Genomic DNA, 22,723 nt, shown 5'->3' with positions numbered 1-22,723 from the left:
TCGACTCTCCCTGCTTTATTGAATAGTTTGTTTGGAGAAAGGTCGCCGTGTGCCGCATGGGCGGCTTTTTTCATGCTAAATTACTTTAACAATCCAAGGGTTGAGACAATCAGCGTCAGAAATGCAATGAACAACGAAAGCTTTTCATATAGCGTCATGGCTCTCACCTCCCCGAACGGGGAAAGCCGGCTCATCAACTGTCTGTAATCATTATATCATGAAGGATAAATTAAGAAAATGGTCTACTTATTAAAATTCGGTGCCGCGTGGGTGCTGCCGCCGGGGATTTTCTTTCTTGCGTTGTGGTTTGTCGCCTGGCGGTTGTACAAGAAACAGGAAAAGAGGCTGGCGGGTATGCTTGCGGCTTTGGTGTTTGTGTTTTACCTTCTGTGTACCAATCTGGTATCCGAGCGGGTCATGGGGGCGTTGGAGTCGGCCTATCCGCCGCCGGAAAATCCACAGGGGGACTGCGTGATTATGCTCGGGGGCGGGGCCTTCCCCGATACGCCGGATGTGAGCGGGGCGGGAACCCTGTGCTCTGCTCCGGCCAACCGTCTGCTGACGGCGGTGCGCCTGCAGCGGAAACTTGACGTGCCCATCATTCTCTCGGGCGGGCAGGTCTATAGCGACAGCGGCCCGGAGGCTGTCATTGCCAAGCGTATTCTCATGGATTTGGGCGTGCCTGAAGACAAAATCATTGTGGAGGGAAAGAGCGTCAACACCACACAGAACGCGAAATTTTCCACGGAGCTTATGAAGGAGCGGGGGCTTACGAAGCCGATTCTCGTGACGTCGGCCTTCCATATGCGCCGTTCCGTGCTGAACTTTGCGAAAAACGGCGTGGAGGTGGTGGCTTATCCGGCCGATTACCGTGTAAATCCGCGCCATGATTTCCATTATAATAAATTGAAGCCCAGCATCGGTGCACTGGATGACAATGTGACGGTGATGCAGGAGGTTCTGCGGGCTTTGGTTACGAGGTATCTTGAATGACAAAAAACTTAACAGAAGGAAGTCCGGCAAGGCTGATTCTGATGTTTACCCTGCCGCTGATTGCGGGGAACATCTTTCAGCAGCTCTATGCCTTTGTGGACACCTTGATTGTGGGCCGCTTTTTGGGCGTTGAGGCGCTGGCGGCCGTGGGCTGTACGGGCAGTTTGATGTTCCTCATGCTCGGCTTTGTGATTGGTTTTTCTACGGGGATTACCATTTACACGGGCCAGCGATACGGCGCCAAAGATTACGCCGGAGTGCGGCAGAGTGCGGCAACCTGTGCCGTGCTCTCCTTTTTGGAGGCCGTGGTGCTGACGGTTGTGGGGGTGTCGCTGTGCCGCCAGCTCTTAATCTGGATGCAGACGCCGCCGGAGATTTTGGAGGGGGCGTACTCCTTCATCAGCATCGTGTTCGGCGGGATTGTGATGTTCGTCTGCCTGCAGACCCAGACAAACCTGTTGCGGGCGCTCGGTGACAGCCGTATGCCGACGGTGATTCTGGCGACCGCTCTCATCATCAACATCATTTTGGAGCCAGTGGCCATTCTCGTCTTGGGCTGGGGCATTCCCGGTGCGGCGCTTGCGACCATCGTGGCGCAGTTTTTGGGCAATGTGATTTGCTACATTTACATTTGCAAAAAAGTGCCGGTGCTCCGCACACATCGCGCGGACTGGCAGATGAACGGACAGGTCTTAAAGGCGCATTTGAAACTCGGCCTGCCCATGGGCTTTCAGTCCTCGATTATTGCCATCGGCGCGGTTATCCTGCAGGTGGCGCTGAACAACCTCGGCCCGACGGCTGTTGCGGCCTATGCGGCGGCGCAGAAAGTCGATTCCATCGCGCTGATGCCCATGATGTCCTTCGGCCTTGCTATGGCGGCTTATACCGCGCAGAACTACGGCGCGCAGAAATACGACCGCATCGCCGAGGGCGTGAAAAAATGCAGTTATATGTCCGTGGGCTTCAGTATTCTCGCGGCTGTGGTGCTGATTACCTCCGGGCCGTTCATCATGGAGCTCTTTGTCGGTGAGGGCCAGCAGGAAGTTGTGGACATGGGGCATATGTACCTTATTGTCAACGGCGTGAACTACTGGATACTCGCGTTACTCTTTATCTTCCGCTATACCCTGCAGGGCCTTGGCCAGAGCGTCGTGCCCACCATTGCAGGCGTTATGGAACTACTCATGCGCGCCGGCGCCGCGATTTTCCTCTGCGAAATCTGGGGCTACTTCGGCGCCTGCGTCGCCAACCCCATGGCCTGGGCAGGCTCGTGCATCCCGCTTGCCATTGCGTTCTTCTGGACGAGAAGGACGTTTCGGAAAAATCATAAATAATTTACAAAGGTTTACATTTCAGGCAGGAGATTTCTCCTGCCTTGTTGTATATATAATATATATTGACTCAAGTTTTATCAAGAAGGGTGGATTATTTATGTATCAAGATGAATACAAACGCTGGCTGGGAGCTGACCTGATTGACTGCGACCTGGGGAAAGAGTTGCGGGACATTGCAGGTGATGATGAAGCCATCAAGGAGCACTTTGCGGCTGCTCTGCAGTTTGGTACGGCTGGTCTGCGCGGCACGTTAGGTGCTGGCACGAACCGCATGAACATCTGGGTTGTCCGTCAGGCAACGCAGGGTGTTGCCGACTGGGTAAAAGGTGAAGGCGGCACGCAGACGGTTGCCATCAGCTACGATACCCGCCTCAAAGGCTGGACTTTTGCCAAAGAAGCTGCAGGTGTTTTGGCCGCCAATGGCATTAACGTGCGCATTTACGACGAGCCCATGCCGGTACCCGCCCTTTCTTTTGCCACCCGTTTCTATAAAGCCAATGCCGGCATCATGGTGACGGCCAGCCACAACCCGGCCAAGTACAACGGCTACAAAGCCTACGGCCCGGACGGCTGTCAGATGACGGATGATGCCGCTGACGTCGTTTACAACGCCATTCAGAAAACCGATGTGCTCACAGGCGCAAAGTATATGTCCTTTGCCGAAGGTGTGGAAAAAGGTCTGATTAAGTTTGTCGGGGAAGACTGCAAGGAAGGCCTGTATAAAAATATCGAGGCCTGCCAGGTTCGTCCCGGCCTCTGCAAGACGGCTGGCCTGAAGCTCGTTTATAGCCCCTTAAACGGTACCGGTCTTGTACCCGTTACCCGCGTACTGCGCGACATCGGCATTGATGATGTGACGATTGTGCCGGAACAGGAATACCCCAACGGCTATTTCACGACCTGCTCCTATCCGAACCCGGAAATCCTTGCCGCTATGGAAAAAGGCGTGGAACTGGCGAAGAAAACGGATGCTGACCTCATGCTTGCCACCGACCCGGATGCTGACCGCGTGGGTATCGCCATGAAGTGCCCGGATGGCTCCTATGAGCTGGTTTCCGGCAACGAGATGGGCGTCCTGCTCCTCGACTACATCTGCGCCGGCCGTCAGGAAAAGGGCACCATGCCCAAAGAGCCTGTGGCTGTAAAATCCATCGTGTCCACGCCGCTGGCGGATGCCGTGGCTAAGCATTATGGCGTAGAACTGCGCCACACGCTCACGGGCTTCAAGTGGATTGGCGACCAGATTCTCGGTTTGGAGAAAAAAGGCGAAGAAGATCGCTTCATCTTTGGTTTCGAGGAAAGCTACGGCTATCTCGCCGGCCCCTATGTCCGCGATAAGGATGCTGTGGTCGCTTCCATGCTGATTTGCGAAATGGCCGCTTACTATCGCAGTAAGGGTTCGTCCATCAAACAGCGCCTCGAAGAAATTTACAGCCAGTATGGCCGTTACCTCAACAAGGTGGACAGCTTCGAGTTCCCGGGCCTTTCGGGCATGGACAAGATGAAGGGCATGATGGAAAATCTGCGCAAAGACCCGATTCAGGAACTGGCCGGCAAGAAGGTCGTCAAGGTTATCGACTACCTCGACACCGCTGCTACGGGCCTGCCCAAAGCCAACGTGCTGACGTACGAACTTGAAGACGGTTCTTCCGTCATCATCCGTCCGTCCGGCACCGAGCCGAAAATCAAGGCTTACTACACGACGAAGGGCAAAGACCTCGCCGAAGCACAGGCTGCCAAAGATAAGATGGCTGAGGCCGTTAAACCTTATCTGTCCTAAAATAATTCAATATCATTAACCAAAAGTGCGTTGACGTAGAATTTGGTCAACGCACTTTCTGCGTTAGTTCGTGCTTATGGTATCCCGCTTATACGCAGTCAAGGGGCGAACGGGGAGTAATTTTTCTGTTTTCCGCTAAACGACCCCCTCGTTAAATAGCGATGTCCAGTTACCTGCGCCGGGCAGGCCAACGGCGCTTCTTTCAGCGTATTTTTTTAGCATTTTCTTGCTGGGGCCGGCCTTCACTGCGTTCAGGCAGTCGCTCCTGACAGAAAAATCACTCCCCGTCCGCCCCAGGTTACGGATTAGGCAAGCGGCGAGAACTTGCTGTTCCCGTAACAAGAACATCGATGTACTTGCTCCTTGTCACCACGAAAATAGTGATTGCTACGAACAGCGCTTAGGGGCGGAGGTGGTAATGCTTTTCGCCGTGGAACGACTGTCCGAACGCAGTGAGGACTGGCCCACAAACGGCATAAACTAAACACTGGGCTGAACATACGCGCCGCCGGTCTTGCCCGGCGCAGGTCGCTAAAAAATCCATACATTTACTTGTGGGTCATTCAGTGCAACGGCGAAAAGTATTACCACCTCCGCCCAAACTGAGCTGTAACAAATAAAAGTAATCTCGCAGTAACATTGACAAACTGCAAGTTCACATTTCCTTTTTTCTATTGTCACATAATTTCCTATGGCAAAATCGGAATAACTGCGTTATGTCGTATCGACGAAACGCGAATAAGTAATTTTGCCTATGGCAAAATTTGAACAACTGCGTTATAATCAATATGTATGTAATGATACCAATATGGAATGAATGAACTAGAGGAGTGTAGACAATGAGTTTGAAGCTTGCATCCGGTTTTGAGTTTGATTACGAAAACCTGTACGGCGAAGGTAAGGTTACGGAAGCTGACCTGAAAAGCTATGAAGAAGATTTGAAGAAAGCTCACGAAGCCATGAAGGTTATGCGTGAGAAAGGCTTTATCCGTGCGCATCTGTCCAAGGACGGCGAGCCGGAAAAGGTGCTGTTCTCCCAGCTGCCCTACATTGAAGAAGGCCATCTCAATAGCCCGTCTTCCCTGAAGCACCTGCAGGAACTGACCGACCATGTAAAGGACAACGTGGATTTCGTTGTATCTCTGGGTATCGGCGGCTCCTTCCTGGGCGACAAGGTTATCTTTGATGTGCATTGCGGTGAATTCTGGAACGAACTGCCGAAGGCAGAACGCAACGGCTTCCCGAAAATCATCTTCAGCGGCCAGAACATCGACCCGCGCCGCACGGGTGACATCATCCACTATCTCGAAAACAGCGCCAAAGTCACCAAATCCCATGAAAAGCGCAACCTCAAAGTGCTGCTGCTCGTTATCTCCAAATCCGGCGGCACGCTCGATACCATGAGCAACTTCATGGTCATCTATGATGCCCTGCAGAAGCTCGGCGATATCGATGTGGAAGTGGTTGCTGTTACCGACCCGAACATGGAAAAGCAGACCCTCCTCAAGAAGCTGGCTATCGAAAAAGGCTGGCCGCAGTACGCTGTACCCGATGGGGTGGGCGGCCGTTTCTCCATCTTCTGCGAAGTCGGCCTGACGCTGGCTGCCTGCGTGGGCTTTGACATTGAGTCCTTCCTCAAAGGCGCCCGTGACATGGATAAGGCCTGCCAGAATGATGACCTCTGGCAGAACCCGGCAATGCTCAATGCTGCTCTGAAGTTTGCTGCATCCGAAAAGCATGGTCGCGATATCGAAGTTATGATGCCTTATGGCGATTACATGAAGTCCGTTTCCGAATGGTACATCCAGCTGCTGGCTGAATCCCTCGGCAAGCAGTACAACAAGGACGGCAAGGAAGTTTGCTACGGCCGTACGCCGCTCGTTGCTGTCGGCACCACGGACATGCATTCCCAGACGCAGCAGCATCAGGAAGGCAAGCTCAACAAAGTCGTTCAGTTCATCCGTCTGGCTGATTGGGAAAAGGACCTCACGATTCCCGATATCTTCCCGGATGTGAAGAAACTGTCCGATATCTCCGGCGTAACCATGGGCCAGGCTCTCGAAGTTGCCCGTCAGTCCAACGCTGACGCTCTGGCATCCAACAAGCGCTACAACGCTTGCTTCACTCTGCCGAAGCTCAACGCTTACCACCTCGGCGAGCTCCTCTACATGCTGGCTATGTCCGTAGCTTACGAAGGCGAACTCTCCAACGTGGATGCCTTCAACCAGCCGGGCGTAGAGTCCTACAAGCGCATTATGGGACCGAAGCTGGCTGAAGTAAAGGCTGCTAACCAGAAATAAATCTTTCTAAGGTCATGCGTATTGGCGGGGCGGCTGGGAGCTGCTTCCGCTGCGCTATGAGCCTTGGCTAAAATTTATTTTTGCCTTTTATAAAACTCCAAGCACTTAAACTCACTGCGTTCAGACAAAAGTGCTTGGAGTTTTTTCGTATGTAGGCAAAAATAATTTTCTTCACGCCAATGCCCATACGCTTCGCCAGAAGTAGCTCCCAGCCGCCCCGCCAAGTCAGTTCTTCTGCATACTATTACATGTAATGCCATACTGGACAAAAGGGCTTTCGTTCAAGCAAAAGAAACAATCTCTGCCAACAGCAACTCCGCTTCTCTCCACAAGAGAGAAGATGCGCCAGCCAATTCGATAGTGTTATGGCAGTAAGGATTCATGAAAATAGCTATAGTTATGGCCTGCCGCGCCTTTCACCTCGAATCCCATCGTGGTAACTATTCTAACCATTCTAATCCTGTTCTAACCAAGATGTGTTACCATACAACTGATTTATTTCATAGAAGGGATGATTAGATGACTTTTTTTGTTGTTATGGGCTGGGGATTTGTTTTTGCCCTGATATTCTTTTTCCTGTTCCTGGGAACCCGGCTGGACTGGAGCTGGGTCAGCCTGAAGCGCAGCATTGACAAGGAAACCTACAAGCGGCGTCTGCTGTATTTTGCTTTGGGGATGATTGCCGTGCTGGGGCTTGCTGCGATAATTTATTGGCTGAAGGGGATACGCCATGTCATGGGGGTTAGTCTGCTTGGGCCGGTGATGATTCTGGTGGTGCTGCTGATTGCTTTGGCGTTGGGCATCTTCGTGGTCATGTTGGGCACGGTGATGCAGCGGGCTAAAATGCTGAAGTATGGCATAATCCTGCAGGTGGCGGCCGTTATCCTGCTGCCTGTCTGCGCAATTCTTGGCGGCTGGCTCTATCTTGTGTTCTGTGCCATTCCCTGTTTTATGAAGGAAAAAGACCAGCTTCCCCCAGCAGAAGAATCTTCCAGCATCCCTGCCTGAGCTTATAATCCACACTTTATGCATGAGAAAAGCCGTCCTTTCGGGCGGCTTTTCCTATAGGCGTATTTAGAAATAGTTCTTGCTCATTTCCACCAGGCCGTCTGTCAGCAGGTGCATGAACTCCGGATTGCCGATGTTTTCCGCGCTGACGGCAAAGAGCATGTTGTTGTACGTCCAGTGGGCGGCGTAGCCCTCGGGGTAGGTTTTGCGTTCGGCGGGAACCTGCGCCACGGACACAGGCAGGCCGCCGATGGTCTGCTTTTCCCATTTTGCGCCGTAAATGCCGCTGATATTGTCGTTGGTCAATTCTGTGCAGCGGGCGGTGCGCAGGCGGAATTTTGTGGCGATTTTCCCATCAGCGGTGTATTCGATATCGATGGTATCGCCAGCAATCACCCAGACATGGCTCACATGATAGCCCGTCATGGACGGCAGGTAGAGAGGCTGGAAACCGGCTGCGGCTTTGGCTTCCGCCACGCTGTCATAGGCCTTCATGGGATTGGGCATGCCCACGCTGCCCAGCGGCGCAGCACTGGCTGTACCGCCTGTAATGACTGTACTCAGACAGCAGCTTCCTGCGGTCAGCGCCGCCAGCAGGGCAAAGGATTTTTTATTCATAAAGCAAACCTCCTTAGCAGAGTCCCTCATTAAGGTCAGTATATACCGAGTGGTTGCTTGCGTCAAATTAAAATGCCATTAGAAATTTTAGCAGGAACTGGCCGAAATCAGTCGAATATCTTAAAAAGGTGTACGAGCAAAAGGAAGTTATCCACAGATTTATCCCCAAAATTGTGGATTAGTGGATAAATCTGTGGATAACCCTGGTGAAAATGTGAATGGTTCTGAGGTTTATATGGATAACCAGAAAAAGGTCTTAAAGTTATTGGATTATATCCGCAAGGTGGCTTCCCTGCGGCAAAAATTGGTGCGCAGTATCAAAGAGGAGGAGTGGTCGCTGTTCCTGGACGAGTTGCCCGTGGACCCTAAGCGGATTCGCGTGCTGCCGCAGGCGGAAGGCGTCAGCGAGGATGTTCTGCTGGAAGTGGAAAAGCCGGAGTTTATTCCCTGCCCGGAACTGCCCTTTGACCTCTTGGGCTGGATTCGAACGCCCAACTGGCGGGATTTTGCCGTGACGGATATCGAGGTGCGGGAAGAACGCCTGCGCCATGACGAACGGCTCGGTGATGTGACGGAGCGGTTTGTGGATTCCGGGGTGCGTCTGGCGGCTTTGGAAAAATGGAAGCGGCAGCGCACGCTCTGGCGGGCCGGGGAAATGGTCAAGAGCCGCACGCAGGAACTCTTTATGCAGCTCTATGAGCTTTACGACAAATTGCGCAAAGACCCGGATAGGCTGGAACTTGTGGCGGGCAATGGCTTTTTTTTGAGCGGTTTGGATTCGGCCATCAATCATCCGATTATTTTGAAGCGGGTGCGCCTGCATTACGATAACAAGGGCAAGATGCAGCTTTTGTCTGCGGAATATCCCACGGAACTTTATGTGGATATGTTTCAGGAAATGCCGGGGGTGGAGGCCGAGGGGATTCGGGCCTTTGCCGAGGCATTGGATGAGGCGGATTTGCATCCCTGGGCGGAGAATATGGAGGCCTTTCTGGCGGAGAATGCCGGAGCTCTCACGCCCAACTGCCGTTATGCGGCCAACCGTTTTGATGTGCTGCCCACGGACTGGTATCTGACCTATGATAGGCAGGTGCTGTTCTTGCGGAAGGTGCAGCCGGGGACGGAGCGTTCCATCGGCGCCATCATGGCCCGCATTGAGCAGGAGGGGGATGTGCCCGAGGCTCTGTTGCGGATTGTGGACCCGGACGCTCCTCAGGAAAAGGCGGAGCCGGAAACCCTGAATCTCGATGACATCCGGGGTGAGGCTGAGGATATTCTGCTGACCAAAGCCGCCAACGCGGAGCAGCTGGGCATTGCCCGGAAGATTGCCGCCTCACCGGCGGTGGTGGTGCAGGGGCCTCCCGGCACGGGCAAGACCCATACCATTGCCAATCTGCTGGGCCATTTTCTGGCCCAGGGCCAGCATGTGCTGGTGACCAGTGCCACCAACAAGGCACTGTCGGTATTGAAGGAAAAACTGCCGGCAGGGATTCAGGATTTGTGCGTGTCCCTGATTGATGATGCCAAGGGGGATATGGAGCGGTCGGTGTCCGGCATCTGCGAGCGGCTGGCCCATAGCGATGGGGCGGAGCTTGCCCAGCGGGGCACGCGTTTGGCAGAAGAGCGCCAGTCCCTGCTCCATGCCCTGCGGGAAAAGCGCACGGTGCTGGCGGATATGCAGCGCTATGAGGCCAAGCGGGATTATTTTGTGCTGGGGGGCAAGGCATGGTCTCCCTCCCGCATGGCGGCTTTTATCCATGACCATCAGGAGCTGGCAGAGGTGGTGCAGGGCCCTGTGGCCGAAGGCGTGCTGCCTCTGAGCCAGGATGAACTTGCCGACCTCTATCGGAGCAACGGCGTATTTACGGCGGAAAGCCTGCGGGAAATCGCGGAGGATTTGCCGGACAGAGGGCGCATGCTGTCCCCGGAGGAAGCGGGACGGCTGATTGAGCTGGCCGCCTCGGAACAGGATAAGCGGCAGGAGCTCCTGGCGGGCCTGCAGGATGTCACGCTGGACGAAGTGGGCTGTTTGTGCCGCAAGGGACAGCAGGTGGCCGGGGAGCTTTCCCTGGACAGGCTGCGGGAGGCCGGGGAGCTCTATGATCAGATTGACTTTGCCCGGCTGGAGGAAAAATGGGCTCAGGAGGCCATGTTGGCCGGCAAGCTCAAGGGGGCTCATCTGGAGATGTGGCAGATGCTGGGCCGCTCCATTGCCCGGGTACAGCAGCTGAAACAGCAGAACCTGACCCAGTTCTTTGGGGTGGAGTTTGCCTATCAGGGCAAGCGGGAGCTCAACCAGGAGCTGATTCAGACCCTGGCGGAAATGTCCGAGACCTTTGATAACGGCGGCCTGTCCTGGTGGCGCAAGCTTTGCCACAGCGGCTGGAAGGCGGTGCAGCGGGAATTTGTCATCGACGGCCACGGACTCGAAAGTCGGCGGGACTGCCAGCTGGCCATGCAGTATGTGGCCCTGCAGCAGGCCCGCAGCGAAGTGCGGGTCAAGTGGCGCCAGCTGTTGGAACCATACGGTATGGTTTCCTATGAGGAACTGGCCGCCTCCGGGGACGACTGCGACGATTTGTTAAGCGCCCGCTGGCGGGAAATTCAGGGCTACCTTTCCTGGCAGGAAAATGTCTGGCAGGATTTGCTGCTGCTCTGGCGTCAGGCCGGCGTGAATATGAATCTTGTCTATCGCCCTGCCAATTTTGCCACCCCTCATGGGGAACTAGCGGACCAGCTGCGCTGGCTGCGGGAGGATTTCCCTCGCTGGCAGCAGCTTTTGCTGATGCAGGCCGGACGGCAGCACTCGGCAGACAGCCTGCGGGAGACGCGGGCGGCCATTGCCGAAGCTGACGGCATTTTGGCACGGCAGTTCGGTGCGGCTCTGGCTGACGGCGACAGCGCGGCCTATGCCGCCGCTTATGAAAAACTGGCAGCCTACGAAAAACTCCTGCCCTTGTTCGAAAAAAGGCAGGAATATCTGGAACGGCTGGCAGAACTTGCGCCGCAGTGGGCGGCGCGGATTGCAGGGCAGGATGGCCGTGACGGAGAGGCACAGGTGCCGGAAAATATCGGCGATGCCTGGCTTTACGCCCAATTCAAGCGGGAACTTGGCGAGCTGCCCAAGGCTGATGCTCAGGCACTGGCTGGGGAGATTGAAGAACTTACGAGCCGTCTGCGTCAGGTGACGGCGGAACTGGCGGAAACCCGCGCCTGGCAGCACTTACTGGAAAATGTGTCCGGCACCGGCCTGCAGGCCAGTCTGGTGGGCTGGAGCAAAGCGGTACAGAAGCTCGGCAAGGGCAAGGGGCGCTATGCGGCCCGCCATATTCGGGAGGCAAGGGACTGCATGCTGGAAGCGCAGCGTGCGGTGCCCGCCTGGATTATGCCCCTGTCCCGTGTCTGGCAGAACCTTAATCCCGCAAGCCCCAAATTTGACATCATCCTGATTGACGAAGCCAGTCAGGCGGATATTACGGCTCTGCCCTTGCTCTACTTCGGCAGGAAAATCATCATCGTGGGGGATGACAAGCAGGTGAGCCCTGCAGCCGTCGGCGTGACAGCGGCCGAAATCACCCATCTGCAGGGCACGACCATCGACGGCGTAATCAAACACGCTTCTCTCTATACAATGGATTCTTCCCTCTACGATATTGCCCAGATGAATTTTGCCGCCCGGATGCTGACGGAACATTTCCGCTGCGTGCCGGAAATCATCGGCTATTCCAATCAGCTGGCTTATGACGGTCGTATCCGCCCCTTGCGGGAGTCTGGAGGAAGCAGTCTGCAGCCCTTGGTGCCTGTGCAGGTTGAGGGCCAGCGGGACGGCAAGAAAAATCTGGCCGAAGCCGAGTACATTGTGGCAGTGCTGGCGGCCTGCCTGGAGGAACCTGCCTATCAGGGCAAGAGCTTCGGTGCCATCTCCCTGTTAGGCGACGAGCAGGGAAAACTCATCCGGGAACTGGCGGCAGAACGCATTGGCATTGGCGCCTTGGAAGCCTGCGATTTCCTCTGCGGAAGTCCCGCAGATTTTCAGGGCGACGAGCGGGATGTTATCTTCCTGTCGCTCGTGGACAGCCCTGCCGAAGATACCCCCTTGCGCCTTGTGGGGGACGGCCATGCCGGTAGTACCCTCAAGCGCTACAATGTCGCCGCCAGCCGTGCGCGCGACCAGCTTTGGGTCATTCATTCCATGGCTGCGGCGGCCCTCAAAGAGGGCGATTTGCGCCGGGGGCTTATCGAATATGCAGAAAATCCGGACGCAGGCTTGGGGGACAGAGAACCTCAGCAGCCTACATCTTTGGAACTTACCGTCACCCGCAGCTTGCAGGCCGAAGGCTATCAGATTCTGCAGGATATGGCGGTGGGCAGTTTGCGCGTGCCTGTGGCCGCAGTCAGCGGCAACAGCCGGGTTATCGTTGCCTGCGACGGCGAGCACTGGGTGGACAGCATCAAAGAAGCCGCCAGCCAGCGCTACAGTCAGGCGGTCTTGGAACGCCTGGGCTGGCATTTCCTCCGCGTGCGGGGCAGCAGTTGGTACCTGAATCCCGAAGCCGCGCTGGAAAAACTAAAAGCCCAGCTGGCAGACCTCGGGATTGTGCCGGGAGAAACTACGCCCGCAGAAAATTCCGCCGCAGAGCGCCAGCAGCAGGCCCTTTGGGTGCGGCAGCGGGCGGAACAGCTGCTTGGGGAGTGGCATAAAGAGGAAATAGACGCATAGGAGCGCTGTGGTTCTTAATGCGTACTGGCGCAGGTGCTTGCTTTTGGCCTTCGCCCTAAATGGCTCCCTCGCTCATGCCGTTGACCTAGTTACCCGCTCCGGTTACCACGTCGCGGCTTTCAGCTTGGTGTTTAGCATTTTTCTTTTAGGGGCCAGCCTGCGGCAGCGGGCTGTGGCCAAAAAGCAAGCACTGCGCCAAGATGAGCTTAACGGCTTAATTTGTAAAAAAATAGCATTTGCCAATGACTTAGGCAAATGCTATAATGAACACAAGAAGAGGTGCCGCCCAGCGGTCGCCCTCGTTAGTTTACCGTTTTAATGAAAGTAAACCGCCACAAGTTTGGTCGCATGGGGCGGTTTATTTTTTTATCTCTATCAGGATGAGAAGTAACAAGACTAAAATTATGATTATCTCATTCATAAGGCGAGCCCCCTTTTGAGGGCAAATATTAACCGCTAAACAGCACCTTAAAGGCAGTATAACAAAAATCCAGTCTCTTGTACATAGTGTAGTGACCCCATAAAGTTAGACCTTACCGGTAGTAGCAATTATTTGCTGCTACCGTTTTTTTTACGCTGCGGCATGACGTAATCGGTAATCTACTGGGCTGAGCCACCCCAGCTTAGCTTTGATTCTGTGCTTATTGTAGTATGTGATGTAATGCCGTATAGCTCGTTCAAGTTCTTCGAAGCTGTGATAGGTATGCCCATAATAGATTTCCTGTTTTAGCAGGCCAAAGAAATTTTCCATCACGCTATTATCCAGACAGGTGCCTTTGCGAGACATACTTTGAAAAATTCGTTCTTCCTTTAATCGGCCTACATAGCTGCCCATTTGGTAAGCCCATCCCTGGTCGGAATGGAACGTTCGACGATAAGGGCAGTCGCAGGTAATGGCAATTGCCTTATCCAAAGCAGACATAATGCCTTGTGATGATGGCCGTTTGGTGATACTAAAGCTAATGATTTCACGATTATAAAGGTCAAGGAACGGGTCTAGATATGCCTTGCGTGTAAGAATATTCCCGTTGGTGTCCATTTCATAATACTTAAATTCAGTGGTATCTGTGGTGATTTTTTGATGTGGGATACATGTATCGAAGCGGCGACGCAGCCGATTGGGTGCAATACGCCCAACAGTACCTTTGTAGGAACTGTACTTGCGGCTCTTGTGAGAGAAAGCTTTTACCTGTAGCCCTAATTTCTGGACAAGTCGCTGAACCTTCTTGCGATTGACTAAAAGGCCCTCTTTGCGGAGCTTACCCCAGATTCGACGATAACCAAAGTCCTTGTTGTTTTGCCGAATAGCTTTGATTTTTGATTCTAACTCAGCATCCGGATTTTGGCGGTCGAATCGCTGTTGCCAATACATGTAAGTGGCTTTAGGGAGTTTTATAACTGCAAGGATGTCTTTTAATTTGAATGATCCTCGGAGACTGTGGGCGATCCTTGCTTTCGCTTCTGCGCCTCTTGCTCCAGGCGCAATCTCCTCAGTTCTTTTAAATAAGCCACCTCAATACGAAGCTTGAGATTTTCTTCTTCCAGCTGTTTAAGCTTCTCATCTTGATTTATATTGCATTCTGGTGTAATACTGGCTTTATCTGGCACCTTTGGCCGCCTGCCTTTCCGTTGCGGTTTGAGACCTTCTATACCAACAGCACGATAGCGTCGAACCCAGTTAGCTAAAAGGCCCGCAGATTTCAAATTTAGTCGAAGTGCCAATTCTTGGTAAGAACTCTCTGTACTTAAATATAACTCTACAGCATTTACCTTGAATTGGAAAGAATAGATTTCTTTTTTCCTTGAACGTTGAAGGCCATCTTTCCCCATTGCTCGATATTTCCCTACCCACTCTTGAATGAGTCTTTTGGCAGGGATTTCATATTTTTTTGTTAAGGCAGTATAACCTATATCCCCGTTCAAATACTCTTGGACTACTTTACATTTAAATTCTGCACTATATTTTGCCATAAAAAGACCCCCATAAGTTAGATTCCTTGGTCTAACTTATGGGGGTCTCTACATAGATTGTGTACAGAGGCTGTTTTTTATTGCAGCAGTCCCGGAATATATCGTACCTCATTACCCAGCAAAGCGACAGCGAGCGGAGGACGGGGGACTATTGGACAGGAGCGTAGGCACGGAACGTTAAGAAAATATTTTTTATCATTCAGCTGTATGGACTGGAAAAGTCTACTGTTTGAGCGCAGCGAGTTTTGGCTTTTCCAGTCAGTGCGTTAAGGATAAAAAATATTTTTAGTTCCGTGGCTTTGCGGATGGCCGATAGTCCCCCGTCCTCCGCGCCCTTTCCGCCTCGAATCCAGCCTCGAAATCATTCGTGAAACCTCTCTGCGAAAAAAACTTTGAAAAAAATTGAAAAAAGGTGTTGACATATGGTGCAGGTATGGATATAATAGTTTTTGTCAGTCAGCGAGACACAGAAAAACTTCTGAAGTCAAGCGTCAGACAAAATGCGGAAATAGCTCAGTTGGTAGAGCATCACCTTGCCAAGGTGGGGGTCGCGAGTTCGAGTCTCGTTTTCCGCTCCATAAAATGCGGAAATAGCTCAGTTGGTAGAGCATCACCTTGCCAAGGTGGGGGTCGCGAGTTCGAGTCTCGTTTTCCGCTCCATATTGTTTGTAAGTTTGATGTAAACTTGGGCCTATAGCTCAGTTGGTTAGAGCAACCGGCTCATAACCGGTCGGTCCTTGGTTCGAGTCCAAGTGGGCCCACCAATTACAAAAAACTTCAATATATACAATGACTCAGTAGCTCAGTTGGATTAGAGTATTTGACTACGAATCAAAGGGTCGGGGGTTCGAGTCCCTCCTGGGTCACCATTTTTATGGGTAGGTGGCCGAGTGGTTAAAGGCAACAGACTGTAAATCTGTCATCTTCGGATTACGATGGTTCGAATCCATCCCTGCCCACCACTTGAAAAGGCATAGCGTCGCGAAAGCGGCGCTTTTTCTGTTATTTGCAGGAAACGAAAGACTTGGCCTTCGTTTGACGGAAACTGACGGTTTTTGCTAAAATATCCTTGGTATTGCATAAGTGAAAATGGATAGAGAAGCTAGTGAGGTGGTTTTATTGCGTAAGCAAACATTTCGGTTAGTCTTATTTACCCTGGTATTCATGTGTTGTACGGCAGTCCCTGCGGCTGCCTCGATATTGGTAAAGCAAGGTTCCACAGGCGAGGCTGTGCGCCACGTACAGGAACTTTTGATTGAGCAGGGCTTCCTCGAAAGTGCGGCGGATGGCGATTGCGGCCCGCTGACGGTGGCAGCCATCAAAAAATTCCAGAAAGCCCGTGGTCTGACCGTGGACGGTATCTGCGGTGATGGCACCTATTATTATCTTTCCGGCGGCAAGACCTACGAAAGAAAGGAAACTCCGGCAAAGACGCGTACCAAGGCCCATGCGGTTCATCACGAGGGAGATTCCATTCCCACCGGCCATGCCATGTATGTGTCGGCTTCGGGTTACAGTGCCTACGACCCGGGCAACAGCAAACATACTGCCAGCGGCACCCTCGTGCGTCATGGTGTCATTGCCGTGGACCCCAACATGATTCCCTTGGGCACCCGCGTGTTCATTCCCGGTTACGGTGAGGCCGTGGCCGAAGATATCGGCGGCTCCATCAAGGGACACCGCATCGACGTGGCCTTTGACAGTCACGAAGAAGCCCTGGCTTTCGGACGGCGGGATTTGGAAATCATCATCATTGAAGAAACCTAATCAAAAATTAATGGAAATTTAATCCGTTCCTAATGAAAAGAATCTGAAAACAATGTATAGTAAGGATGGTATGATAATAAATCCATCGAGTTAGGGAGTCGATACAATGTTTAAGGTAAATCATAAGAAAATCGCCGCATTGGCTTTGGCTGGCGTAATGAGCTTCGGCATTGCCGGCATGTCCATGACTTCTGTTACGGAAGCTGCTCACCATGAGGCTGCTTACGAAGATGGCACCCACAATGAGTACAGCCACCGCATGCAGAAAGAGGAACGTGTGCACAGACAGAACATCCTGTCCTTGCGTTATGAGCTCAGACATGGCAAGATTACGCAGCAGGAATTTGACAAGAAAATGAAGCATGAACAGAATCGTCATGATGAGGCCGTCAAGCAGATTAAGGCGGACTATGAGCGTCAGAACAGACATCATCATTGATTCCTGTTTTCCACGAATGACCGTCCCTGCGGGGGCGGTTTTTCTATTGCATAATACCCATTAAACCGCTATAATTTATTATAGCTAAGTATAACAAATCCTAGGCGAAGCGGGTGATGATTATGCCACTGAAAGTTGACAGCCGTGCCACCCAGGAGACAGCTTTTACCCGGGTAATGGGCCGGGAAGAGCGGGTGGAAAGCGGGGATACGGAATTTTCCATGGAGCTTTTAGAGCAGGAGGACAGCCTCTCAACGGAGCAGCTGGACAAACTCTTGAAGCAGATTGACGAGCAAGGGGCAAGGCTTTCCAAGACCCCTACTTATGATGAGCTGAAATCCTACCGCACATTAATCAAGAACTTCGTGGGAGAAGCGGTGAACCGCATGTACGAGCTCCATAGCCAGGCCGGCTGGGATAGAATGGGGCGGCAGAAGGTCTATACGACTGTGCGGAAAATCGACAAGAAGCTGGAAGAAATGGCGGAGAAAATCCGTTTGGGACAGTCTGACCAGCTCGACATCGTGGCCAGCCATGATGCCATCCGTGGGATGCTGGTGGATTTGTATATGTGAAATTAAGTGAGTGGAAATTGTGGAAATTCGTTGGGACAGTTTGACAGGTCATAGGGCACAGGTTCAGGAGCTGACGGCTCTCCTGCAGGAGGGGCGCCTTCCCCATGCCCTGCTCTTTACCGGGGCGGCGGGGATTGGCAAGAAACTCTGTGCCCAGATTCTTGCGGCCGCTATTCTCTGTGGCCATGACCATGCTCCCTGCGGACTTTGCGACAACTGCCGGGCTATGGCGGCAGGCACTCACCCCGATTACTATGAGCTGGTGCCGGAGGTGCGGGGCAAGTCCACCCGCATCATACGCATTGAGGAAATCCGGGAGATGCAGACGGTGGTGTCCCGCTCCGCGGTGCGCGCCGGGCGCCGGGTGGTGCTCATTGATGATGCGGATACCATGAACGAGCCTGCGGCCAACAGCCTCTTAAAGACGCTGGAGGAACCGGAAGGGCAGGTAACCTTTATTCTCATAGCGCGTGACAGAAGCAGCCTTTTGGATACCATTGTGTCCCGTTGTATGCCGCTGGCCTTCGGGCCTCTTTCCCATGAGGAAGTTCGGGGCGAGTTGCTGAAACGGCAGCTGCCCGCAGACGAAGCGGAAAAACTGGCTTTTCTGGCCGATGGCAGCTTAGGGCAGGCTCTGAAGCTTTCCCAGCATGGCGGGCTGGAACTGCGGGATAATGCGCTTGCGTTCCTGGTGGCTTTGCCCTCCCTTAACCTGTCAAAATTATGGGAGGAAGCGGCGGCCAAAGGGGAAATGGATAGAGAGAGTCTGGCCGAATGGGTGGGCTACTTTCATATGTTGCTGCGGGATATGCTGCTGCTCTACGACGACGGTGGCACAGCCCTGCTTTATAACGGCGATTTGCGGGGGCGGCTGGCAGAACTTTTGCCGCAGTTTTCCAAGGGAAAGCTCTTTGCCATGCTTCGGGAGACCCGCGAACTGCTGCACCGCCTGCAGGCCAATGTGAATTTGCGCCTGCAGATGGAAGGTTATTTTATTCGCTTAATGGACTGCCGCTAGGGCAGATTATATATAAATGTAGGAGATTTTTATGCAGACGATTATCGGTGTCCGCTTCAAGAAGGCGGGCAAGATTTATTATTTTGCGCCGGGCAATCTGGACATCAAGCTCGGTGATAAGGTTATTGTGGAGACGGCCCGGGGCATGGAATGCGGCGAGACTGTAATCGGCCCGCGGGAGGAGTCGGAGGACAAGATTGTTCCGCCGCTCAAGGTCGTGCACCGCATTGCCAATGAATCCGACATCCGCCGCATCGCGGAGAACAAGGAGAAGGAAAAGGAAGCCTTTGGCATCTGCGAGGAAAAAATCGCAGCCCATGGCCTGCCCATGAATCTGGTGGAGGTGGAATACACCTTCGACATGAACAAGATTATCTTCTACTTCACCGCTGACGGCCGTATCGACTTCCGCGAGCTCGTTAAGGATTTGGCGGCTGTGTTCCGCACCCGCATTGAACTGCGCCAGATTGGTGTCCGTGATGAGGCCAAGTTTATGGGCGGGATTGGCTGCTGCGGGCGGCCGCTTTGCTGTGCGACGTTCTTAGGCGACTTTGAGCCCGTGTCCATCCGCATGGCCAAGGACCAGAATCTCTCGCTCAATCCTACCAAGATTTCCGGTATCTGCGGCCGCCTTATGTGTTGCCTGAAATACGAAAACGACTGCTATTGCGGGGATAACTGCCCCCATCAGCAGAAAAAAATCATGCCGCCCTCCCAGGGCTCCCGTGTGGTGTCCGTGGAAGGCGAGGGCAAGGTCATCTCGCTGAACCAGCAGCGCCGCTCGGCCACCATCCTGCTCGATTCCGGCCGTACGATTGTGGCGGCCTGGGAAGATGTCATCGAAAAGGATGAGGACGATACCAGCATGGCCGCTTCCATGATGGCGGCTTACGAGGAACAGGAGTCTGAGGCCGCAGAGATTTTGGCTGAGGACTTTGGCGAAGGTGCAGAAAATAAACATTCCGACCGCGGCGAGCGGCGGGAGCGCCGTCCCCGTGAAAATCGGGAGAATCGGGATAACCGCCGTGAGGGCGGCCATCGTTCTCATAACAGCCATAACCGCAGCCGGGACGCAGGCCACCGCCGGGGGAACCGGGACAACCGCCCCAAGAACAACAAGCGCGGGGACAAGCGGAGCCGGGATAATCGGGAGCGCCACTGATGCGGGAAGTACGTTTAGGCGAATATGAACGGCTGGACGACTTGATGAAGAGCGGGCGGCATATCATCCAGAATACGCAGGAATTCTGCTTTTCACTGGATGCCGTGCTGCTGGCTCATTTTTTGTCGTTAAAGTCCCGCCAAAAGGTATTGGAACTGGGCACGGGTACAGGCGTAATCCCGTTGATTATCGCCGATGAGGTAGCCCGTGTGGACGCCGTGGAGCTAAATCCCGTTATGGCTGAACTCGCCTCCCGTAATGTCTGGCTCAACGAGCTGGAGGAAAAGATTTTCGTGCGCGAGGGCGACTATCGTGCCATTCGGGAGCTTTATAAGCCCGAATCCTTTGATGTGGTGCTCGCCAATCCCCCCTATCGTCCGGTGGGAGAGGGGCAGGCCAATAAACTCTCTGGCGTGGCACGGGCTCGCCACGAGTTTACGGCCACCCTGCAGGATGTCGTGGCGGCGGCACGCTACGGCCTGCGCTTTGGCGGTCACTTCGGCATGGTACACCTGCCGGAGCGGCTGGGCGAAATCATTGTGGCCCTCCATGAAAAGCAGATGGAGGTCAAACGCCTGCAGATGGTGCAGCCCAAGGCGGGCAAAGCGCCCAATATGATGCTGATAGAAGCCGTGGTAGGAGCAAGTCCCGGCGGCCTAAAAGTTCTGCCGCCATTAATCGTCCACCAAGACGACGGCTCCTATACCGACGAAATTTTACAGATATATGGAATGTAAGAAAATGAATGAAAAAATCCCAACCCTCTACCTCTGTGCCACGCCGATTGGCAATCTGGAGGATATGACCTACCGGGCTGTGCGGATGCTCGGCGAAGCAGAGCTTATCGCCGCTGAAGATACCCGCCATACCCGGCAGCTTTTGACTCATTTTGATATTCATACGAAGCTGACCAGCTACCATGAGCACAACAAGCTCAACAAAGGGCCGGAGCTTATCGCATACATGCAGGAAGGTCATGACTTAATCTGCGTCAGTGACGCAGGCCTGCCCGGTATCTGCGACCCCGGCAGCCATCTGGCAGGGCTGGCTATTGAAGCCGGTTTTAAGGTAACGCCCCTGCCCGGTGCTAATGCGGGGCTGTCGGCGCTTATTTGTTCGGGCCTTGATACCACCCGCTTTACCTTTATCGGCTTTTTGCCCAAGACGGCGAAAAAACAGCAGGAAATTTTGACGAGTGTGCAGAAATATCCGGAAACGTTGATTTTTTATGAGGCGCCGCACCATCTGAAGGCTACGCTCAAAGCCCTGTATGGGGTATTAGGCGACCGGCAGGTGGCTTTGGGCCGCGAGCTTACCAAGAAATTCGAGGAGTTTCAGCGCGGCAGCCTTACGGAAATCATGGCCCATTACGAGGAAAACGACCCGCGCGGGGAATATGTCATCGTTGTGGCCGGCTTTGACGGGGAAGTGGCGGCAGAGGAAAATGAACTGCCTGCTGACCCCAAAGCATGCTGTGAGCATTTTATGGCCCAGGGACTGGACAAGAAAGCCGCTATGCGGGAGGCCGCCAAGGCGTTGGGCATTTCCCGCCGGGATGTTTATCAGGCCATGCTGGAGGATTGACAAGGGGGATAATCATGGGGATTTGCAGAAGGTTTTTTGCTTTGACACTGGTGATGCTGCTCATGCTGCTGTCTGGCTGCGGCAAGGGCGCAGAGGCTGATGAAAATGCGAAGAAGCCGCAGACGCTTGATGACCAGGTGGATGCCATCGTGGCTGGGATGACCCTGCCGGAAAAGGTAGGGCAGATGGTGATGATTGGCGTCCATGGCACGGAAATCAATGACGACAGCCGCTTTATGCTCAATCAGTACCATATCGGCGGCGTGATTTTCTTTGACCGCAATCTGCAGTCGGCCGAGCAGACGAAAAAACTCACGGCGGATTTGCAGGCGCAGGCTGCAAAAGTCCCTCTGTTTATTGCCATTGACGAAGAAGGCGGCCCCGTGGCCCGGGGCAAGGGCTTTATTGAACCGCCGCCAGCGGCACAGAGCATTGGCCAGAGCGGCGACAATACGCAGGCCGAAGCCTGGGCACAGAAGACGGGCAATCGCCTCAAGGAATTGGGTATCAATGTGAATTTTGCGCCCGTAGCGGATGTGGGCAACAATCCCCGCGAGTATTCGGCGGACGGCCAGACGGCGGCCAAGTTTGTGGCCGCAGCCGCGCAGGGCTATGAGTCTGCGCATGTCATCTATGCCTTGAAGCATTTCCCCGGCATTGGGCGCGGGCAGGTGGATTCCCATATTGACCGTTCGGAAATTCCCGCCACGAAGGATGAACTCATGGCGCAGGATTTACTGCCGTTTAAGGAAATCATCGCCAATCACAGCCCGGAAAACTTCATGGTGATGGTATCGCATCTTGTCTATCCGGCGCTCGATAAAGATCATACAGCCAGCCTGTCGTCAGCGGTGCAGACAAAACTTCTGCGGCAGGAGTTCGGCTTTAACGGCATCATCATCACCGATTCTTTGGAGATGGGGGCCGTGTCGAAGTACGGCGACTTCCGTGAGCTCGGCGTGCAGGCCATTCAGGCCGGTGCTGATATTGCCCTCGTCTGCCATGAATATCCGCGGCAGACGGCCGTTTATCTGGGAATTTTGGAGGCGGCGGAAAAAGGCGTTATCAGTGAGGAAAGGATTAATCAGTCGGTGAAGCGGATTGTCAAAATGAAGCTGTTACATAAGTCTTAAGGTTCGTGGTGTAAGGCGCGGAGCAGTGGAGGACTGCCCTTTGTTAATCCGCTGGACTAAAAATATTTTTTGCTTTTTATCAGGCGGTCTTAAAAGTCAAAACTCGCTCAGCTCAGACAGTTGACTTTTAAGGCCGCTTTTTTGGTATAGCAAAAAAATATTTTCTTAACGTCCAGCGGCTAACGCTACGGGCAGTCCTCCACTGCTCCGCTTTTTGCCGTCTATGTTGTCAGCTTCCTTTATGCTTGGGAATATATCCTGTACGTTCGCTCTGGTTTGTCAATTTTAGTTGCTAGGGTTCTCCTGTCTTAGGGAGGAGTT

16 protein-coding genes and 5 tRNA genes are annotated in these 22,723 nt (G+C 53.5%); 19 read left to right on the top strand and 2 right to left on the bottom strand.

Going from position 1 to position 22,723, the window contains the following annotated elements; translation table 11 throughout:
* Window positions 1-237 precede the first annotated feature (237 nt).
* From P157_RS0100955 to P157_RS0100930, 5 genes are all read left to right on the top strand, one after another.
* Complete coding sequence (locus P157_RS0100955; protein WP_026759360.1) at window positions 238-993, top strand: YdcF family protein; 756 nt, start codon at window positions 238-240, stop codon at window positions 991-993.
* The gene (locus P157_RS0100950) at window positions 990-2,327 is read left to right on the top strand and encodes an MATE family efflux transporter (RefSeq protein WP_026759359.1); all 1,338 of its coding nucleotides are present in this window, start codon (window positions 990-992) and stop codon (window positions 2,325-2,327) included. Before P157_RS0100955 ends, P157_RS0100950 begins: the two co-directional genes overlap by 4 nt.
* Window positions 2,328-2,424: 97 nt before the next feature.
* On the top strand, window positions 2,425-4,107 hold the full coding sequence (locus P157_RS0100945; RefSeq protein ID WP_026759358.1) for a phospho-sugar mutase: 1,683 nt from the start codon (window positions 2,425-2,427) through the stop codon (window positions 4,105-4,107).
* Window positions 4,108-4,946: 839 nt separating this feature from the next.
* Window positions 4,947-6,407 carry a glucose-6-phosphate isomerase gene (locus P157_RS0100935; RefSeq protein WP_026759356.1) on the top strand — a complete coding sequence of 487 codons (1,461 nt, stop codon included), beginning with the start codon at window positions 4,947-4,949 and terminating at the stop codon, window positions 6,405-6,407.
* A 519-nt stretch (window positions 6,408-6,926) separates the two neighbouring features.
* Window positions 6,927-7,415 (top strand): hypothetical protein, encoded by a 489-nt coding sequence (locus P157_RS0100930; protein ID WP_026759355.1) that lies wholly within the window; start codon window positions 6,927-6,929, stop codon window positions 7,413-7,415.
* A gap of 66 nt (window positions 7,416-7,481) precedes the next feature.
* On the opposite strand, the gene P157_RS13560 is transcribed toward P157_RS0100930, so the two are convergent.
* Complete coding sequence (locus tag P157_RS13560) at window positions 7,482-8,033, bottom strand: hypothetical protein (protein ID WP_037368442.1); 552 nt, start codon at window positions 8,031-8,033, stop codon at window positions 7,482-7,484.
* 235 nt (window positions 8,034-8,268) lie between these two features.
* Here P157_RS13560 and P157_RS0100920 point away from each other — a divergent pair, with 235 nt between their 5' ends.
* Complete coding sequence (locus tag P157_RS0100920; protein WP_155266675.1) at window positions 8,269-12,753, top strand: AAA domain-containing protein; 4,485 nt, start codon at window positions 8,269-8,271, stop codon at window positions 12,751-12,753.
* A gap of 571 nt (window positions 12,754-13,324) precedes the next feature.
* Here the strand turns inward: P157_RS0100920 and P157_RS15225 are convergent.
* Window positions 13,325-14,724 (bottom strand): IS3 family transposase gene (locus P157_RS15225; protein WP_230578423.1). Its coding sequence is split into 2 segments (ribosomal slippage): window positions 13,325-14,178 and window positions 14,178-14,724, totalling 1,401 coding nucleotides; the frame shifts between segments, so codons are not numbered across the junction.
* 502 nt (window positions 14,725-15,226) lie between these two features.
* Here P157_RS15225 and P157_RS0100900 point away from each other — a divergent pair.
* The 13 genes from P157_RS0100900 to P157_RS0100840 all read left to right on the top strand — a co-directional run bounded on the left by P157_RS0100900 (window position 15,227) and on the right by P157_RS0100840 (window position 22,402).
* Window positions 15,227-15,302: transfer RNA gene (locus tag P157_RS0100900), tRNA-Gly, on the top strand.
* Window positions 15,303-15,308: 6 nt separating this feature from the next.
* Window positions 15,309-15,384, top strand: a tRNA-Gly gene (locus tag P157_RS0100895).
* Window positions 15,385-15,411: 27 nt separating this feature from the next.
* Window positions 15,412-15,488 (top strand) — tRNA-Ile (locus P157_RS0100890).
* Between the two features lie 27 nt (window positions 15,489-15,515).
* A tRNA-Arg gene (locus tag P157_RS0100885) sits at window positions 15,516-15,593 on the top strand.
* Between the two features lie 7 nt (window positions 15,594-15,600).
* Window positions 15,601-15,686, top strand: a tRNA-Tyr gene (locus P157_RS0100880).
* Window positions 15,687-15,888: 202 nt separating this feature from the next.
* Window positions 15,889-16,491, top strand: coding sequence for a 3D domain-containing protein (locus P157_RS13555; protein WP_037368050.1), 603 nt, complete (start codon window positions 15,889-15,891; stop codon window positions 16,489-16,491).
* Window positions 16,492-16,597: 106 nt separating this feature from the next.
* Window positions 16,598-16,930, top strand: coding sequence for a hypothetical protein (locus P157_RS0100870; RefSeq protein WP_026759350.1), 333 nt, complete (start codon window positions 16,598-16,600; stop codon window positions 16,928-16,930).
* Window positions 16,931-17,106: 176 nt separating this feature from the next.
* Window positions 17,107-17,505, top strand: coding sequence for a YaaR family protein (locus P157_RS0100865; RefSeq protein WP_369793440.1), 399 nt, complete (start codon window positions 17,107-17,109; stop codon window positions 17,503-17,505).
* Between the two features lie 19 nt (window positions 17,506-17,524).
* Window positions 17,525-18,523: a DNA polymerase III subunit delta' gene (holB, locus tag P157_RS0100860; RefSeq protein ID WP_026759348.1), complete on the top strand. Its 999-nt coding sequence runs from the start codon at window positions 17,525-17,527 to the stop codon at window positions 18,521-18,523.
* Between the two features lie 31 nt (window positions 18,524-18,554).
* On the top strand, window positions 18,555-19,685 hold the full coding sequence (locus tag P157_RS0100855; protein ID WP_026759347.1) for a PSP1 domain-containing protein: 1,131 nt from the start codon (window positions 18,555-18,557) through the stop codon (window positions 19,683-19,685).
* Window positions 19,685-20,422, top strand: coding sequence for a tRNA1(Val) (adenine(37)-N6)-methyltransferase (locus P157_RS0100850; RefSeq protein ID WP_026759346.1), 738 nt, complete (start codon window positions 19,685-19,687; stop codon window positions 20,420-20,422). The genes P157_RS0100855 and P157_RS0100850 overlap by 1 nt, the downstream gene beginning before the upstream one ends.
* 4 nt (window positions 20,423-20,426) lie before the next feature.
* Complete coding sequence (gene rsmI, locus P157_RS0100845; RefSeq protein WP_026759345.1) at window positions 20,427-21,269, top strand: 16S rRNA (cytidine(1402)-2'-O)-methyltransferase; 843 nt, start codon at window positions 20,427-20,429, stop codon at window positions 21,267-21,269.
* A gap of 14 nt (window positions 21,270-21,283) precedes the next feature.
* On the top strand, window positions 21,284-22,402 hold the full coding sequence (locus P157_RS0100840) for a glycoside hydrolase family 3 N-terminal domain-containing protein (protein WP_037368049.1): 1,119 nt from the start codon (window positions 21,284-21,286) through the stop codon (window positions 22,400-22,402).
* The last annotated feature ends 321 nt before the right edge of the window (window positions 22,403-22,723 follow it).

Source organism: Selenomonas ruminantium AC2024, from assembly GCF_000687995.1.
Lineage (GTDB): Bacteria > Bacillota > Negativicutes > Selenomonadales > Selenomonadaceae > Selenomonas_A > Selenomonas_A ruminantium_B.
The sequence above is the reverse complement of the archived record's forward strand: the minus strand, read 5'-3'. Positions and strand labels throughout refer to the sequence as shown.